General features: G+C 62.6%; 13 protein-coding genes. 8 read left to right on the top strand and 5 right to left on the bottom strand.

The window, feature by feature from the left end; all coding sequences use genetic code 11:
• Nucleotides 1–33: 33 nt before the first annotated feature.
• The gene (locus QOC89_RS01210) at nt 34–1,239 is read right to left on the bottom strand and encodes a cation:proton antiporter (protein WP_323043349.1); all 1,206 of its coding nucleotides are present in this window, start codon (nt 1,237–1,239) and stop codon (nt 34–36) included.
• A gap of 885 nt (nt 1,240–2,124) precedes the next feature.
• Nucleotides 2,125–4,092: a bifunctional tRNA (5-methylaminomethyl-2-thiouridine)(34)-methyltransferase MnmD/FAD-dependent 5-carboxymethylaminomethyl-2-thiouridine(34) oxidoreductase MnmC gene (gene mnmC, locus QOC89_RS01205; RefSeq protein ID WP_323043348.1), complete on the bottom strand. Its 1,968-nt coding sequence runs from the start codon at nt 4,090–4,092 to the stop codon at nt 2,125–2,127.
• Between the two features lie 416 nt (nt 4,093–4,508).
• Between mnmC and QOC89_RS01200 the strand changes: the two genes are divergently transcribed.
• Nucleotides 4,509–4,787 (top strand): HU family DNA-binding protein, encoded by a 279-nt coding sequence (locus QOC89_RS01200; protein WP_006050811.1) that lies wholly within the window; start codon nt 4,509–4,511, stop codon nt 4,785–4,787.
• Between the two features lie 119 nt (nt 4,788–4,906).
• On the opposite strand, the gene QOC89_RS01195 is transcribed toward QOC89_RS01200, so the two are convergent.
• Both QOC89_RS01195 and QOC89_RS01190 read right to left on the bottom strand, forming a co-directional pair.
• Entirely contained in the window at nt 4,907–6,223 is a 1,317-nt protein-coding gene (locus tag QOC89_RS01195; RefSeq protein ID WP_323043347.1) for a GTP-binding protein, read from the bottom strand.
• Nucleotides 6,224–6,461: 238 nt separating this feature from the next.
• Entirely contained in the window at nt 6,462–6,908 is a 447-nt protein-coding gene (locus tag QOC89_RS01190; protein ID WP_323043362.1) for a lytic transglycosylase domain-containing protein, read from the bottom strand.
• 530 nt (nt 6,909–7,438) lie between these two features.
• Between QOC89_RS01190 and gspD the strand changes: the two genes are divergently transcribed.
• From gspD to gspF, 3 genes are read left to right on the top strand one after another with little or no spacing between them, the layout of a single operon-like run.
• Nucleotides 7,439–9,847, top strand: a complete 2,409-nt coding sequence (gene gspD / locus QOC89_RS01185; protein WP_323043346.1) for a type II secretion system secretin GspD — start codon at nt 7,439–7,441, stop codon at nt 9,845–9,847.
• Nucleotides 9,844–11,412, top strand: coding sequence for a type II secretion system ATPase GspE (gspE, locus tag QOC89_RS01180; protein ID WP_323043345.1), 1,569 nt, complete (start codon nt 9,844–9,846; stop codon nt 11,410–11,412). The genes gspD and gspE overlap by 4 nt, the downstream gene beginning before the upstream one ends.
• A gap of 4 nt (nt 11,413–11,416) precedes the next feature.
• Nucleotides 11,417–12,634 carry a type II secretion system inner membrane protein GspF gene (gene gspF, locus QOC89_RS01175; protein WP_323043344.1) on the top strand — a complete coding sequence of 406 codons (1,218 nt, stop codon included), beginning with the start codon at nt 11,417–11,419 and terminating at the stop codon, nt 12,632–12,634.
• Between the two features lie 251 nt (nt 12,635–12,885).
• Here gspF and QOC89_RS01170 read toward each other — a convergent pair whose 3' ends face one another.
• Nucleotides 12,886–13,299 carry a type II secretion system protein N gene (locus tag QOC89_RS01170; protein WP_179735302.1) on the bottom strand — a complete coding sequence of 138 codons (414 nt, stop codon included), beginning with the start codon at nt 13,297–13,299 and terminating at the stop codon, nt 12,886–12,888.
• A 259-nt stretch (nt 13,300–13,558) separates the two neighbouring features.
• On the opposite strand from QOC89_RS01170, the gene gspG reads away from it, so the two are divergent.
• From gspG to QOC89_RS01150, 4 genes are all read left to right on the top strand, one after another.
• Nucleotides 13,559–14,023 (top strand): type II secretion system major pseudopilin GspG, encoded by a 465-nt coding sequence (gene gspG, locus QOC89_RS01165; RefSeq protein ID WP_323043343.1) that lies wholly within the window; start codon nt 13,559–13,561, stop codon nt 14,021–14,023.
• A gap of 134 nt (nt 14,024–14,157) precedes the next feature.
• Nucleotides 14,158–14,748 (top strand): GspH/FimT family pseudopilin, encoded by a 591-nt coding sequence (locus QOC89_RS01160; protein WP_323043361.1) that lies wholly within the window; start codon nt 14,158–14,160, stop codon nt 14,746–14,748.
• Nucleotide 14,749: 1 nt separating this feature from the next.
• Nucleotides 14,750–15,154 carry a type II secretion system minor pseudopilin GspI gene (gene gspI, locus QOC89_RS01155; RefSeq protein ID WP_416340322.1) on the top strand — a complete coding sequence of 135 codons (405 nt, stop codon included), beginning with the start codon at nt 14,750–14,752 and terminating at the stop codon, nt 15,152–15,154.
• On the top strand, nt 15,132–15,809 hold the full coding sequence (locus tag QOC89_RS01150; RefSeq protein ID WP_323043341.1) for a prepilin-type N-terminal cleavage/methylation domain-containing protein: 678 nt from the start codon (nt 15,132–15,134) through the stop codon (nt 15,807–15,809). The genes gspI and QOC89_RS01150 overlap by 23 nt, the downstream gene beginning before the upstream one ends.
• The last annotated feature ends 179 nt before the right edge of the window (nt 15,810–15,988 follow it).

Genomic DNA, 15,988 nt, shown 5'->3' with positions numbered 1-15,988 from the left:
CAAGCGCCCGAAGCGCCGAGCCGCAGTGTGCGCCTACTCTTCGCGCCGTTCGCCCACAGCTGCGAGACTGCGATACACGAGCCACGGCCCGAGAATCTGCAGCACGAAAATCGAACACATCACGATGGCCCGCAATTGCGGATCGAAATTCGGATAAAGGTTGTACGTATCGTCGACGAGCAGATATGCGAGCGCCGACATGGGCGATAACGATAGACCCAGCGCCATCCCCTGCTTCCAGTCCAGGCCGCTCGGCTTGGCAAAAGCCATCACGCCCACCAGTTTCGCAATCAGACGCGCAACAATCAGACCCAGCGCGGCAACGCCGCCAAGCGCGATGTCTTTCCATTCGAACGAAGTCAACGTCAGCACGAACAGGATCACGGTCAACAACCAGCCGGCCGTGCCGAAATGCTGTGGCCACAACTGCGGACGCGCTTCATGATTTTTCACGATGATGCCCGCGGCGAGCAGCGCGAGAATCGTCGACAGCTTGAACAGATGCGCTACCGCAATGGCCAGCAGCACAAGGCCGAACAGCGCGACGAACGAATGCTCGTCCTGCATGTTCAGACGGCGATAAAAAAACGTGCAGGTACGCGCGAGCAGATAGGCGAGCACGAGCGAGCCGACCAGCAGATAAAGCGGCTGCAGAATCGTGGCGAAAACGTTGCCGTAAACTTCCTGATGCAACCAGCTCGAGACGAGCTTTTCGATCACGACCGCGTACATGCTGTTCAGCGCGGTCAAGGTCAACAGACGTTGAGTGACCTGGCCTTCCGCGCGCAACTCGGTCTTGAGCTGGATCACCATGGCCGGCGACGTCGCCATGGCAATGGCGGCAAGCACCGTCGCCACCATCAGCGGCACGTTCAGGAACAACAAAACTGGCAAAACCAGCGCGAAAGTCAACGTGGCTTCGGCGACGCTCGACAGAATCAACCAGGGATTGCGGCGAATCCAGCGCAAATCGAGCCGGCTACCGAGTTCGAACAACAACAGACCCAGCGCGACATCGAGCAATGGCCGCGCGGCGCTTGCGGAATCCGCGTCGATTACGCCAAAACCTGCGGCACCCGCGACCAGGCCGATGACCGCGTACCCGGAGATGCGGGGCAAACGCCATGCGCGATAGCAAAGCTCACCGCACAGTCCGGCGGCGAGCAACGCAAGACCAGCCCAAAAAATGGCGTCGGGTGTGAGTGGCCATGCTGGAAAAAATGAAAACGCCGACTTCATCGTGATGGGTTCTCCTTGGCAGCAACGGCAGACGACACGAACCGGCGCAAACACCGCCGAGCGGATGAGCGCACGAGGCGCTCACTGTCGCGATCGCTTCGCGTGACCCGCGTTGCGAGTTTTCAATGATCGGATGATCTGAACGCGCCGCAGCCGCAAAAAGCGCGGCGCATTCTGGGGTGCGGCCGCACCAACCGGCCCGGCACGGTGAAAGAACGCCGTCGACTTTGAATCAGATTCTGATTGAGCGGCACCGTTCCGTTGCAGCGCGTGCCGCCGGTGGCGAGGCACGACGCGGAAAAGAACGGCGATTGTGCCATAGCTTGTTAAGACTTGACCGAAAAGACAGGAACATGCGGGTAAAACGGTAAAAACGTACGTTATCTTCGCAAAATGAGGAAAAAGCGACCGTTTTAACGGCCAGCTCGGCCTCTCATAGGGTACAGATTCAACGTTGCAGATGTGTTTGCCAGGCCACAGCGGGAGATGTCTTTTCTCCCAGGTTTCGGCGATTCGAACTCAACGATCGTGCTCGATCTGGCGACGGCCTTTCTGTTTACAGGTTTACCGTATGTATACGTAGTAACAGTTAACAAGCTGCCTCGGTTTCTGTGGATAACCCCTGTTTACCCAATCAATTCATTACGTTGCCGCTCGCATAACAGCATGCATAGCATGTGCGGTAGCGGCGGGTATACAAGGGTAACTTTTCGCGATTTTCGGCGGCGGCAAAGTTACCCCGTTTACGTCCACAACGGTTCCACATGAGTTGCGCCGGTAAACGTTCCGGTTATCCACAAGTTTCGGTGGATAACTCCTATCGCGAGAGGCTGGGTCCGCAGATTGCGTTTCCGCGGGCCTTGGCCCGACGTCAGGCGCGGCCGGCTAACTCACTGTGCCTTGGCGCAGCGCGCGCAGGAGAAAGCGAGCGGGATCGATGTCTTCAGCTAGATCCCGTTCGAGCGGCCATGGCTCGCCTTCGATCTGCGAGGCGATCAACTCAGCGCCGAGCGCCGCCCATACCAGTCCGCGGGAACCGTAGGCGAATGCACCATACAAGCCGTGGACGCGCGGCAAATCGAGCGGCCATGCGCCGCGCAGGCGTTGGGCGTCGCGCGTCGAGATGGCCTCGTCAGCGAAGTTACCGATCATCGGCATGCGGTCGCTCGTCACGCAGCGAAACGCCACGCGACCGGCGAGCGCCGCCGCCCGCGCGGGGTCGACGATTCCGTCAAAAGACGGCAGCATCTGCGCGACACGCTCCAGGTTCTCCAGATGGCCATCGGGCCGCAGCGAGGTGTATGGATCGTCGAGTTCGTAGGTGGCGCCGGTCAGCGTGGTGCCGTCGGCTAGCGGCACTACGTAGCCAACGCCCATCACGGGCATGCCGAGCGGAGGGACGGTGCCCGGCGGCAGCAAGGTCAACTGGCCGCGGATGCTGCGGGTCGGAGCATGCTGCAACCCGGCGATGCGCGCGGCGTCGTGGGCGCTTGCGACAATGACCACTGGCGCACGCGCGACGGCCTGCCCTCCCGTGTCGAAAACGGTCCATTGATTGCCGGACCGCTCGAGGCGCGCCACCTCCACGCCGAAACGGCGTTCGAGCAGATCGCCTGCCGCTGCGCACTGCGCGGCACAAAGCGACGCCGGGTCGATCCAGCCGCCGTGGGGAAAGAGCCAGCCGTTCTGCGCGAGCGGCATGCCCGCAAGGCTTTGCGCTTCGCTCAGCGAGACAGGCGTGACGTATTCGGGCGGATAACCGAAGGCCGCGATTGCGTCACGCATCGAGCGTGCTTCCTCGTCGTCCGCAGCGATCTGCAACAGACCAGGCGCGCCGCGCAATGGAGAGTGACCAAGCCGTTCGAGCGCTGCCCAGCGTCTCAGCGCGTAGAGAAAGCCCGCACGCGTGACACGCGAAGCGACGCTGTCGTCGCGCGAGATCATTGGATGGAACACGCCGGCTGGGTTGCCCGAGGCATCCTGCGCCACCGCCGCGTGTCGCTCCAGCGATGTGATGCGCCAACCGCGCGAGGTGAGGCGCTCGATCGCCGCGCAGCCGGCGAGCCCGGTACCGATCACGATCGCATGCCGTTCATCGACTTCAAGCGGCGCGGGCGGCTCATAGCGACGAACCCGCCAGCGTGGCGCGAAATGGCCGACCAGCATCGCGCGTTTCCAGCCGAAGCCGTCGATTTTTTGGTACACAAAGCCGTTTTGCGTCAACGCGCGCTTGATGTCGCCGGCACTACTGTAGGTCGCGAACGTGGCACCCTCGCCGGCCAGGCGAGCGAGTGCTTTGAAGATCGCGGGCGTCCACATCTCAGGGTTCCGGGCCGGCGCGAAACCGTCGAGATAGAACGCATCAGCGCGCAGCCTCAACGCCGGCAGGCTTTCCAGCGCGTCGGCGAAGACGAGTGTCAGTGTGATCCGTCCGCCCTCGAATTCGAGCCGGTGCGTGCCGGGAACGAGCATCGGCCATTCGGCGGCCAGCGCATCGGCCAGCGCGGCAATCGCCGGATCTGAAATCGTCGCCGCATAGACGCTGCGTAGGTCGGCCTGAGTAAACGGATGCTTCTCGGTCGAAACGAAGTGCAGCCGCTCGCAACGCGCCGGATCGGCTCGCCAGGCGGCCCAGGTTGTCAGGAAGTTGATGCCCATGCCGAAGCCGGTCTCGAGCACGGTGAAAATGCGACGGCCCTGCCAGCGCGCCGGCAACGCATTGCCGCGAAGAAACACGTATTCAGCCTGTTCGAGACCGCCGACAGCGCTGTGATAAATGTCGTCGTAGAGCGGCGAAAAGGGCGTGCCGTTGTCGCGAAACGCGAGGACGGCGGGGATCAGCGGATCGGTCATGCGCAGCGGAAAATGACGCTCGAAAGCGCGGGTCAGACGTTACCGCCAGCGCACGAAGCTCGCCGGACGGCGAAAAAGACGTGCTGCAACGTTGGCAAAAACCAACGCTAAGCCCCGTCCATACTGGGTTTCAGCCTTCGATTGGGGTTCGCGAGGAGAAAAAAGAAGGGTTTCCCCTCAGTCTCGGCCCCGCAACCGCTTAATTCTTCGAAACCCTTGTCCTGATTGGGTTTGCGCTGCGCTATCATAGCAAGCGCCGCGTAGGGAGCGGCGGCACGGCCGACGGGCAGTCAATCGCCCGGCGCTAATTGTCCGGAGGGGATCCGGAGCCGCAGCTGCTCGACGGCGCGGCCCGCGCACGTATAATCGGCGCGTTCGCGCTGTTCGTGTCAACCTAAACTCAGAAAGGAACCTTAATGAACAAACAGGAACTGATCGACGCCGTCGCAGGACAGACGGGCGCCAGCAAGGCTCAAACCGGTGAGACGCTGGACACATTGCTTGAAGTGATCAAGAAGTCTGTGTCGAAGGGTGACGCGGTCCAGCTGATCGGCTTCGGCAGCTTCGGTTCGGGCAAGCGCGCAGCACGTACGGGTCGTAACCCCAAGACCGGCGAAACCATCAAGATCCCGGCAGCCAAGACCGTCAAGTTCACGGCTGGCAAGGCGTTCAAGGACGCCGTCAACAAGCGCTAAGCAGATTACTGCCAGGCAGTTGACACCCGCCAACGGCGGGTTTTTTTTCGTCCGCGATTTTTACTTGATCCGCGACGGGCGCCGCGGCCAGACACTCAGCCAGAAGTGGAAAAGGCCGCTCAATCGTGGCGATGGACGATTTCACCGTGGCCATGACCGTCGTGATCATGATGATCGTGGTCGTGGTCGTGGTCGTCTTCGTCGAAGTCCCATGTCGGGAACGGATCGGCGAAGTGTTGCCACGCTTGTGGCCCCGCCGCATATTCCTCGTCGGTGAGCAGGCACGCGTCGAACTTCGCTTGCCAGACAGCCGGGTCGATGCCGACGCCGATCATCACCAGTTCCTGCCGACGATCGCCGATCCTCAGATCATCCGGATCGCCGAACCAGTCGGCGGCAATTTCGGTGGCCAGTTCGTCATCGCCGTCGGGCCATTCGCTGCGCTCCTGAGCCGCCCACCACATCCCGGCCGGACCGTGCCGGCAAGCGCCGCCTGCCTGCGACAGCGAACCGGCGATGTCGTTACGCGTGGCGAGCCAGAAGAAACCCTTGCTGCGCAAGACGCCCTTCCACTCCTGATGCAGCAGCGCCCACAGGCGCTCCGGATGAAACGGCCGCCGCGCGCGGTAAATGAAATTGCCGATGCCGAATTCGTCCGCTTCGCCGTGATGCGCGTGGCCGTGCTCGTGTTCATGGTCATGATTGAGCGACGCCAGCCAGCCCGGCGCGCTCGATGCTTCGTCGAAATCGAAGCGTCCAGTATTCAGCACCTCGGCCAGCGGCACGTCGCCGAAACGGCTCACCACCTGCACGGCACGCGGATTGAGGCGAGCGAGGATGCGCTGCAAACGGGTGAGTTCATCGGCGCTCACCAGATCGGCCTTGTTCACCACCAGCACGTCGCAGAATTCAATCTGCTCGATCAGCAATTCGACCAGCGTCCGATCGTCTTCCTCGGTCGCGGCAATGCCCCGCTCCGCGAGCGCGTCGGCAGAGCCATAGTCGCGCAGGAAATTGAACGCGTCGACCACCGTCACCATCGTATCGAGCTGCGCGACGTCGGACAGCGAGACGCCATCGTCGTCGACAAAGGTGAAGGTTTCGGCAATCGGCATCGGCTCGGCCACCCCGGTCGACTCGATCAGGATCGCATCGAAGCGCTTTTCCCCCGCCAGCCGCTTGATCTCGACCAGCAAGTCGTCGCGCAACGTACAGCAGATGCAGCCATTCGACAGTTCGACGAGCTGCTCTTCGACATGCGAGAGCGCGGCGCCATCGCGCACGAGGGAGGCATCGATATTGACGGCGGCCAGATCGTTGACGATCACGGCGACGCGCAAACCGGCGCGATTCGCGAGGATGTGGTTCAGAAGCGTGGTCTTGCCGGCGCCCAGAAAACCGGAGAGCACGGTGACGGGCAATAGCGGCTGGTTCATCGCAGTACGGGAAAACAAGAGGATTGGAAGGCGTGCCGGGCTTGGGTCGCATGACTCAGGGGCCAGAAGATGGCCGAACGCCGACAGCAGCACGAAGCCGCATTGTGCATCAAACAGGGAGAGGTCGCGTGACGGACCCGATTAGAAAGGGCCAGCCATATTGACAGGAGCGGGCTAAAAAGCCGGACCGTGTGAGTGCCGCCTCTTGTGCCGATGAACCTACCCACGAAAATACCGCTCAGCGTGCAGCCGGCATCAGATTCCATTTGCGCAGGATCGCGGCGATCTGCTGCGCGTATTTATCGCGCAGCGCCGGCGTCTCGGAGTGGTACGCACCGACCGCCTGCCAGGTATTGCCATACTTGTTCATCTGACGGCGCAGGTGCCATGCCGCGATGTAGACGTTCTTGCAAGGCTCCATCAGAGTGCCCTGCGAGATGCCGTATTGGGCGAGCGTGGGCAGATGAACCGAATTGATCTGCATCACGCCATAATCTGTCGAACCGTTGGCGTTCTTATGCAACGCATCTGGCCGATTGTGTGACTCCTGCCAAGCAATTGCGCGCAGAATCAGGGGGTTGACCTTCTGGTACCCGGCCGCCGCGTCAAAGCAATCGGCGCGTGCCGCCCCTGCTGCAAGCAGCATGGCAACTCCAGTGGCGACAGTGACGAAGGGTCTTTTCATCAGTCCAGATCGGTCAAGACGACTAAACAAAAACGCAAGGGTAAGGTTCGGTAAGCCGCTGCATCGGCCAAACTTCAGCCGCTGGAAGCCGCGCGAGGCGCGCTGGTTAGGCACTTTGTCGCGCATCGGGGAAAACCCGCGTTGCCAGGACGCAACCAGCACCCTGAACGGCTCGTATCATACCGGCAGACCTGCACGCGTCAAGTTGGCTAACCGACATAAGCCAGCGTAAAAGAAAGGGCATCGGTGGCGCGGCGCACAGAAGCTTATTTACTTTCAATTGATTGACAGTTCGTGACGGTCTTTTAGAGTAATCGCACGGCGCCGTTTGTTTTGTGACAAAACCGACATGAAAAACTGTTACTGTTCACTTTTTTCGGACATTGGATGGCTGATCTCCAGGGCGTCGACCGCCTGCGAAGCCGGCCGGCAGACCGATAGGGCGGCGGCCTGCTCACATGTTCGCATTGCATGACCGTCGGCGGCTGAAGCCGTCGGCATCGATACCACTTTCCATGAGAAGAAATCGTATGGCTTTGCGTCGCGTCGCAACGGCGCTGCTGGTGGCTGGATTGATCACCGCGCAGACAGCACAGGCACAGGTGACACTCAACTTCGTGAACGCCGATATCGACCAGGTGGCGAAGGCGATCGGCGCTGCAACCGGCAAAACGATCATCGTCGACCCGCGCGTGAAGGGTCAGCTCAACCTCGTGTCGGAAAATGCGGTGCCTGAAGATCAGGCGCTCAAGACCTTGCAATCCGCATTGCGGATGCAGGGCTTCGCGCTGGTGCAGGACCACGGCGTCCTGAAGGTCGTGCCCGAGGCCGATGCCAAGCTGCAGGGCGTGCCGACCTACGTCGGCAATGCGCCTGTTGCGCGCGGCGATCAGGTGGTCACGCAGGTGTTCGTGCTGAAGAACGAATCGGCCAACAACCTGCTGCCGGTGTTGCGTCCGTTGATCTCGCCGAATAATACCGTGGCGGCCTATCCGGCCAACAATTCGCTTGTCGTGACCGACTACGCCGACAACGTGCGGCGTATCGCGCAGATCATCGCGGGTGTGGATACGGCCGCGGGCCAGTCGGTGTCGGTGGTGCCGCTGAAGAACGCGAACGCGCTCGATATCGCCGCGCAGTTGACCAAGATGCTCGATCCCGGCGCGATCGGCAGCACCGACGCCACGCTGAAGGTGTCGATCACGGCAGACCCGCGCACCAACTCGCTCCTGATCCGCGCGTCGAACGGCGGGCGTCTGGCGGCGGCGAAGCAACTGGCGAAGGAACTCGACGCGCCGACCACGCAGCTCGGCAACATGCATGTGGTGCCGCTGCGCAACGCAGACGCGACGAGGCTCGCGAAGACCTTGCGCGGAATGCTCGGCAAGGGTGGCGACACCGGCTCGTCGAGCGGCTCGAACGACGCCAATTCGTTTAATCAGAACGGCGGTGGCGGTGGCGGTGGTGGCGGCGGCGGGTTGGGCAGCAATTCGACGGGTAGCTCGGGGACGCCGCCGTTGCCGTCCGGCGGACTCGGCGGCGGGTCGTCGCCGATGGGCGGCACTGGTGGAGGATACGGCTCGAGCGGCGGCTCCGGCTCCGGCGGCCTGCTCGGCGGCGACAAGGACAAGAGCGACGACAATCAGCCAGGCGGCATGATCCAGGCTGACTCCGCGACCAACTCGCTGATTATCACGGCGTCCGAGCCGGTGTACCGTAACCTGCGGGCGGTGATCGACCAGCTCGACGCGCGGCGCGCACAGGTTTATATCGAGGCGCTGATCGTCGAGCTGAATTCGACCACGAACGCCAATCTCGGCATTCAGTGGCAGATCGCGAACAATTCGGTCTTTGCCGGCACCAACCTGGCGACCGGCTCCGGCAACAGCATCGTCAATCTGACGGCGGCGGCCGCAGGGGCTGCGGCGACGGGGGTCACCGGCGGTCTCGCCGGGGCGCTTGGAGCCAGTCAGCTCCAGCAGGGGCTCAACGTCGGTTGGGTGCACAACATTTTCGGTGTGCAGGGACTCGGCGCGCTGCTGCAGGCGCTGTCGCAGACCGCTGACGCGAATGTGCTGTCCACACCTAACCTCATTACGCTCGACAACGAGGAAGCGAAGATCGTCGTCGGTACGAACGTGCCGATCCAGACGGGTTCGTATTCGAACCTCACGAGCGCCACCGCGACCTCGGCGTTCAATACCTACGACCGCGTCGACGTCGGTCTGACGCTGCACATCAAACCGCAGATCACGGACGGCGGGATTCTGAAGCTGCAGCTTTACACGGAAGACTCGGCGATCGTGAACGGCACGACCAACGCGACGACCAACCCGGCCGGCCCGGAGTTCACCAAGCGTTCGATCCAGTCGACGGTGCTCGCCGATAACGGCGAGATCATCGTGCTGGGCGGCCTGATGCAGGACAACTACCAGGTCAGCAACAGCAAGGTGCCGTTGCTGGGCGATATCCCGTGGATCGGCCAGTTGTTCCGCTCGGAACAGAAGACCCGCGACAAGACCAATCTGATGGTGTTCCTGCGCCCGGTGATCATCAACGATCGCAGTACCGCGCAAGCCGTGACGTCGAACCGCTACGACTACATCCAGGGCGTGCAGGGTGCGTACAAGTCGGACAACAACCTGATCAAGGACAACGACGATCCGGTGGTGCCGCCGATGCCGATCGGTCCTAGCCAGGGTGGCTCGCCCGCGATGAACCTGTTCGATCTCGACAGGATGCGTCGTCAGCAGATGGCGCCGCCGGCAGTTTCCGCTCCGGCGCCGGTCACGAATGGCGGGGCTGTGACGACGAACCCGGTCATGAATAATGGCGGGGCCGTGTATCAGACGAATCCGGCCACGAATGGCCCCGCCGTGCAGACCAACCCGGTGCAGGTAGCGCCGCCGTCCACGGCGTCGCCTGGAGCGCAGCCGTGAGCACGCCGTCCACGCCGCCGTCAGCTGCCGCGTCCTCGGCAGCGGCGCGAGCCGCTGCGTCGACACAGACCGCGGCGATTCCGCCCGCGGTCGTGGCGGAGCACGCGGAACGCATTGCACCGTCGGCGGTTGCCGCGCGTCTCGTGCCTTACGGCTTTGCTCGCAGCGGCCAGATTCTGGTCGCGCATCAGCACGCCGACAGCCTCGAAGTCTGGATCAGCGAGCGCACCAACGACGCGGCGCTTGCCGAGGTCGCGCGCAACTTCGGCGCGTTGTCCGTGGTGCGTGTGCCGGCCGACGAACTGGCCCAGGCGATCAACCAGGCCTACGCGCGCCAGGACGGCAGCGCGGCGCAGGTGGTCGGCGAAGTGGAAGGCGAAGTCGATCTGTCGCGCCTGATGCAGGACATTCCCGAGGTCGAGGATCTGCTCGAGTCGGAAGACGACGCACCGATCATCCGCATGATCAATGCGCTGCTCACCCAGGCCGCGCGCGAACAGGCATCGGATATTCACATCGAGCCGTTCGAGACTTCCTCGGTGGTGCGCTTTCGCGTCGACGGTACCTTGCGCGATGTCGTGCGGCCCAAGAAAGCGCTGCACGGCGCGCTGATTTCGCGGATCAAGATCATGGCGCAGCTCGACATTGCCGAGAAGCGTCTGCCGCAAGATGGCCGTATCACGCTGCGCGTCGGCGGACGTCCGGTCGACGTGCGCGTCTCGACGCTGCCCACGGGGCACGGTGAACGCGCGGTGCTGCGTCTGCTGGAAAAAGATGCGTCGCGCCTGAATCTCGAAGCCCTCGGCATGGCGCCGGATACGCTCGTCAAGTTCGACAAGCTGATCGGCAAGCCGCATGGCATCGTGCTGGTGACGGGCCCAACCGGTTCCGGCAAGACGACCACGCTGTACGCGTCGATGTCGCGCCTCGAAACGGCGACGACCAACATCATGACGGTCGAAGACCCGATCGAATACGACCTGTCCGGCATCGGCCAGACGCAGGTCAACGAGCGGATCGGCATGACGTTCGCACGCGCGCTGCGCTCGATTCTGCGGCAGGACCCGGACGTGATCATGATCGGTGAAATCCGCGACCTGGAAACCGCGCAGATCGCGGTGCAGGCCTCGCTGACGGGTCACCTCGTGTTAGCGACACTGCACACGAACGACGCCGCCTCCGCGGTGACACGTTTGACCGACATGGGCGTCGAGCCGTATCTGCTGGCGTCGTCGCTGCTCGGCGTGCTGGCGCAGCGGCTGGTGCGGCGGCTGTGCCCGGTGTGCCGCGAGGAGCGCGTCGAAGAAGACGGCAGCGTGCGCTGGCATCCGGTGGGTTGCGACAAATGCGGGCAGACCGGCTATGCAGGCCGGCGCGGCGTGTACGAACTGCTTCTGATCGACGACGAAATCCGCACACTGGTTCACCGCAATGCGTCCGATGCGGAGATTCTCGCGTCGGGCCGCGCGCAAGGCATGCGTACATTGCGTGAAGATTCGGACCGCTGGCTTGCCTCCGGGCTCACGTCGCTCGAAGAAGTGATCCGCGTCACGGGCGGAGCATAAGCGCATGCCGGCATTTCGTTTCGAAGCAATCGATGCGGCGGGCAAGGCGCAAAAAGGCGTGCTCGACGCGGACAGTGCGCGCAGCGCGCGCACCAATCTGCGTTCGCAGGGACTGACGCCACTGGTGGTCGAACCGGCGGCGTCGCGCACCCGCGGCGAACGCAATCAGCGCCTGTCGATAGGGCGGCGTTTGTCGCAGCGCGAGCAGGCGATTCTCACGCGTCAGCTGGCCAGCCTCCTGATCGCGGGCTTGCCGCTCGACGAAGCGCTCTCGGTGCTGACCGAACAATCGGAGCGCGATTACATTCGCGAACTGATGGCGTCGATTCGTGCCGAAGTGCTCGGCGGCCATTCGCTCGCGAATGCGCTGACGCAGCATCCTAAAGACTTCCCTGAGATCTATCGCGCGCTGGTGGCCGCTGGTGAACATACCGGCAAGCTCGGTCTCGTGCTTTCGCGTCTCGCCGACTATATCGAGCAACGCAACGCGCTCAAGCAGAAAATCGTGCTCGCGTTCACCTACCCGGCGGTCGTGACGCTCATTGCCTTCGGCATTGTCACGTTTCTGTTGAGCTACGTGGTGCCGCAGGTGGTGAACGTGTTCGCGAGCACCAAACAGCAGCTGCCGTTTCTCACCATCATGATGATGGCGCTTTCCGGTTTCGTGCGGCATTGGTGGTGGGCGATGCTGATCGGCGTGGTCGTGGTGGTGTATCTGGTGCGCTCGATCCTGAAGCAGCCTGGCCCGCGCCTCGCCTTCGACCGGTGGCTGTTGACCGCTCCGCTGCTCGGCAAACTCGTGCGCGGCTACAACACCGTGCGCTTTGCGAGCACGCTAGGCATTCTGACGGCCGCGGGTGTACCGATTCTGCGTGCGCTGCAAGCTGCCGCGGAAACGCTCAGCAACAACGCGATGCGGGAGAACATCGACGATGCGATCGTTCGCGTGCGTGAAGGCACGTCGCTGTCGCGCGCGCTGGGCAATACGAAGACATTTCCGCCGGTGCTGGTGCACCTGATCCGTTCGGGTGAAGCGACCGGCGATGTGACGACGATGCTCGACCGCGCGGCCGATGGCGAAGCACGCGAGCTCGAGCGTCGCACGATGTTCCTGACGAGCCTGCTCGAGCCGTTGCTGATTCTGGCGATGGGGGGCGTGGTGCTGGTGATCGTGCTGGCGGTGATGATGCCGATCATCGAGTTGAACAACCTGGTGCAGTAAGGCGCAGAAATGCTGCGGTTGCGTGAGCGCGGGCGGTTGAGATTGCCACTGCGATTGCCAACGAGATTGCCAATGAAGTTACCACTGCGATTGCCACCGCAGTGGCAACCGTGATGATCACCGGATGGGGAAACCGCTGGGACAAACGCGGCGAGCGCGGTGGCAAATCGTGATGTCCGCGACGATCGGCGCAAGCAGTTGAAGCGAAACCGAACGCCTGAAGCAGAACGCCTGAAGCAGAACGCGCAAAGTCAGCGCACGTAGATCGTAGGACCTGCGGGATTGGCCGGCAGGAACACTTCGGAATGCGCGCCATTGCGATCGATGATGATCGAGCGGGCGCGGACTTCGGAGAGTTTGGCGCCTTGCATGAGCGCGCTGCCGAGCGACACCGCATGCGGCGGTTCGCCGCCGACGCTGACGATGGCCGCGGCGCCTTCCCGCAAAGCGAGGATGCCGAACAGATGCACGTCCTGGTTGGCGCTACGGGTGAGCTGGCCGCCGAATAGCGTGGCGGCCTGTTCGGTCGAGACCTGGTTATGCACGGCGGCAGCGGGCAAAGGCGCGCCGGACATCGTGGAGAGCGTGATGACCCAGTAGGTCAGCGTCGCGCAAAACACGGCGAACAGGGCGAGCGACAGAAGGCGGATCTGGATGGCGTTCATGCGCACATTGTACGGACTATTGTGAAAATTGCGTGGGGGGAAAGTGCGCTAAACCGGCGCTTTGCGCGAGGTCCTCGAGGTAGGCGATCCCCCAAGGGACTTCCTGCGGAGTGGAAACTTGCAGCGGTGCGGCGTTTTCTCGCAACCCTTCAAGACCCTGACATTAAAATGACCGGCCGGGCGTGTTCAATGGCACCCTGATTGCTGAAACGCGAATCCCGCCCGATCGAAAATTTCACCTGAAAAGAGGTAGCAAGCTATGCAACTGTCGACCATTCGCCGTACTGACATCACGGCTCCGCGCGGCCGTCGTCAACGCGGTTTCACGCTGATCGAAATCATGGTCGTGATCGCGATTCTGGGCATTCTGGCGGCGCTGATCGTGCCGAAAATCATGAGCCGTCCAGACGAAGCGCGGCGCGTCGCGGCCAAGCAGGACATCGGCACGGTGATGCAGGCACTGAAACTCTACCGTCTCGACAACGGCCGTTATCCGACTCAGGAGCAAGGTCTGCGCGCGCTGATCGAAAAGCCGAGCACGGACCCGGTGCCGAACAACTGGAAGGACGGCGGTTACCTCGAACGTCTGCCGAACGATCCGTGGGGCAATGGCTATCAGTATCTGAACCCGGGCGTGCATGGCGAAATCGATGTGTTCAGCTATGGTGCGGACGGTAAAGCGGGCGGCGAAGGCAACGACGCTGATGTGGGGTCGTGGCAGTAATCCGGTAAGGCTGCGTCTATCAGGCGCCGTTGGTTTGCAGGCGCGCCGGATCGCCCTCCTCTTTGGCGATCCGCCGCGCGTCTTGTCGACTCATTGTTATTCTGATTCTTGATTGATCGTTCGTGGCCGGCATTATGCGATTGTCCGCTTGCAAGTCCCGTGTGGACACTCCGTGTACGGCGCCGCTGTCAGGCACGGCGTGCGTCGGCGCACGCGGGCCGCGTGGCTCACGCGGCTCACATCGCTCACGTGATTCGCGCGCAGGTGGCCGCAAGCGTGCTGCGGGATTCACGCTGCTGGAAATGATGGTGGTGCTCGTCATCGCGGGCATTCTGGTCTCGCTGACGGCGCTGACGATGAACCGCAACCCGCGCAGCGATCTGAACGAGGAAGCGCAGCGTCTCGCGCTGCTGTTCGAATCGGCTGGCGACGAAGCCCAGGTGCGCGCACGGCCGATCGCCTGGCAGCCGGTCGAGGGCGGTTTTCGTTTCGACATGCGTACTGAAGACGGCTGGCGTCCGTTGCGTGACGAGCTGCTCGGCCCGCGCAGTTGGGAAGGCGGCGTGACGGGTGTCACGATCGATTATCCCGGGTCGGATTCGCACCCGAGCCGCGTCGTGTTCGGCACCGAAGCGATCGACGTGCCCGTGGAGATCACGCTGTTTTCGGCGGTAGGGCACGCGACGATCGTCGGCACTGGCAATGGCCGCTATGAGGTGCACTGAGATGGGTCGTTGCAGGGACATGGGCGCTCGCGTATCGCAGCGTGGTTTTACGATGATCGAAGTACTGGTGGCGCTGGCGATCATCGCGATTGCATTGGCGGCGTCGTTGCGCGCGGTGGGGAGTCTGGCGAGCGGCGAAGCCGATCTGCATCAACGGCTACTGGCCGGATGGAGCGCCGACAATACGTTGGCGCAATTGCATTTGACGCATGGCTGGCCGAACGTCGGCTCGACGAGTTTTGACTGCTCGCAGGGAAATTTGCAATTGATCTGTACCGAGCGTGTAACGGCGACGCCGAATCCGGTGTTTCGTCGAGTGGAAGTGATGGTGACGTCGCCCGGGCGTTCCGGCAATCTCGCCCAGATGGTCACGGTGGTCGCGAATGAAAACAACCGTTCGCTCTGAGCGCCGCGGCCGGTTGGGCGCGCGTGGTTTCACGCTGATCGAGTTGCTGGTTGCGATTGCGATCATGGCGGTGATTGCCGTGTTGTCGTGGCGCGGGCTGGACCAGATCATTCGTGGCCGGCAGACGATCACCAACGCGATGGAAGACGAGCGTGTTTTTGCGCAGTTGTTCGATCAGATGCGGATCGACGCGCGCCAGGCCGCGTCGGATGATGAGTCTGGGCAGGCGGCCGTGTCGGTCAGCGGCAGCGTGCTGCAGATCGTGCGGGAGACGTTGTTGCCGGGGACGGCGCCGCGTTTGCAGGTGGTGAGGTATCGGGTGTCCGAGGGGCGCGTGGTGAGATATGCGTCGCCGCCGTTGGGGAACGTAGGGGAGTTGCGGCGCGCGTTGCGCGGTGGCGAGGGCGATGGGTGGACGGCGGTGCCCTTGATGGGTGGCGTGGGTGCTATTTCGGCGCGGGTCTATGTGCCGAAGGTCGGCTGGACCACGCAGATGAAGGATGTGCAGAGTGCGATTACGGAGAACGACAATAATTTGAAGGTGCCCCAGTTGGGGAATGCGCCGCTGCCGCGGTCGGTGACTGGGCTGGAAGTGAGTGTGGGGGCTAGGTCGTTGGCGCGGCCTATTACGCGGGTTTTTCTCGTCGGAGAGTGAAATGAGGGTTGGTTTTTTGTCTCCGCGACGCTCTGGTTTTTCAGTGAAGGTGTCTCCGCGACGCTCTGGGTCTGTTCGCCTGCGGCAGGGGCTTTTGTTTGGTTCCTTGTCTGTTCGGCGGTTTTGTCTGTGTTCTTTCGGTGTTGGCCTTTCCTTGTTTTCTTATCGGTCTATTAGCG

The sequence above is a fragment of the Paraburkholderia sp. genome, assembly GCF_034668105.1.
Taxonomy (GTDB): Bacteria; Pseudomonadota; Gammaproteobacteria; order Burkholderiales; family Burkholderiaceae; genus Paraburkholderia.
This window is presented reverse-complemented; position numbering and strand designations above follow the sequence as displayed.

What these genes read in the sequence shown, in the direction of transcription:
- gspF (WP_323043344.1), top strand. Translation starts at nt 11,417, where the DNA reads ATGCCGGCATTTCGTTTCGAAGCAATCGATGCGGCGGGCAAGGCGCAA.
- QOC89_RS01210 (WP_323043349.1), bottom strand. Translation starts at nt 1,239, where the DNA reads ATGAAGTCGGCGTTTTCATTTTTTCCAGCATGGCCACTCACACCCGAC.
- QOC89_RS01190 (WP_323043362.1), bottom strand. Translation starts at nt 6,908, where the DNA reads ATGAAAAGACCCTTCGTCACTGTCGCCACTGGAGTTGCCATGCTGCTT.
- gspD (WP_323043346.1), top strand. Translation starts at nt 7,439, where the DNA reads ATGGCTTTGCGTCGCGTCGCAACGGCGCTGCTGGTGGCTGGATTGATC.
- gspI (WP_416340322.1), top strand. Translation starts at nt 14,750, where the DNA reads ATGGGTCGTTGCAGGGACATGGGCGCTCGCGTATCGCAGCGTGGTTTT.
- QOC89_RS01200 (WP_006050811.1), top strand. Translation starts at nt 4,509, where the DNA reads ATGAACAAACAGGAACTGATCGACGCCGTCGCAGGACAGACGGGCGCC.
- QOC89_RS01160 (WP_323043361.1), top strand. Translation starts at nt 14,158, where the DNA reads ATGCGATTGTCCGCTTGCAAGTCCCGTGTGGACACTCCGTGTACGGCG.
- QOC89_RS01150 (WP_323043341.1), top strand. Translation starts at nt 15,132, where the DNA reads ATGAAAACAACCGTTCGCTCTGAGCGCCGCGGCCGGTTGGGCGCGCGT.
- gspG (WP_323043343.1), top strand. Translation starts at nt 13,559, where the DNA reads ATGCAACTGTCGACCATTCGCCGTACTGACATCACGGCTCCGCGCGGC.
- QOC89_RS01195 (WP_323043347.1), bottom strand. Translation starts at nt 6,223, where the DNA reads ATGAACCAGCCGCTATTGCCCGTCACCGTGCTCTCCGGTTTTCTGGGC.
- QOC89_RS01170 (WP_179735302.1), bottom strand. Translation starts at nt 13,299, where the DNA reads ATGAACGCCATCCAGATCCGCCTTCTGTCGCTCGCCCTGTTCGCCGTG.
- mnmC (WP_323043348.1), bottom strand. Translation starts at nt 4,092, where the DNA reads ATGACCGATCCGCTGATCCCCGCCGTCCTCGCGTTTCGCGACAACGGC.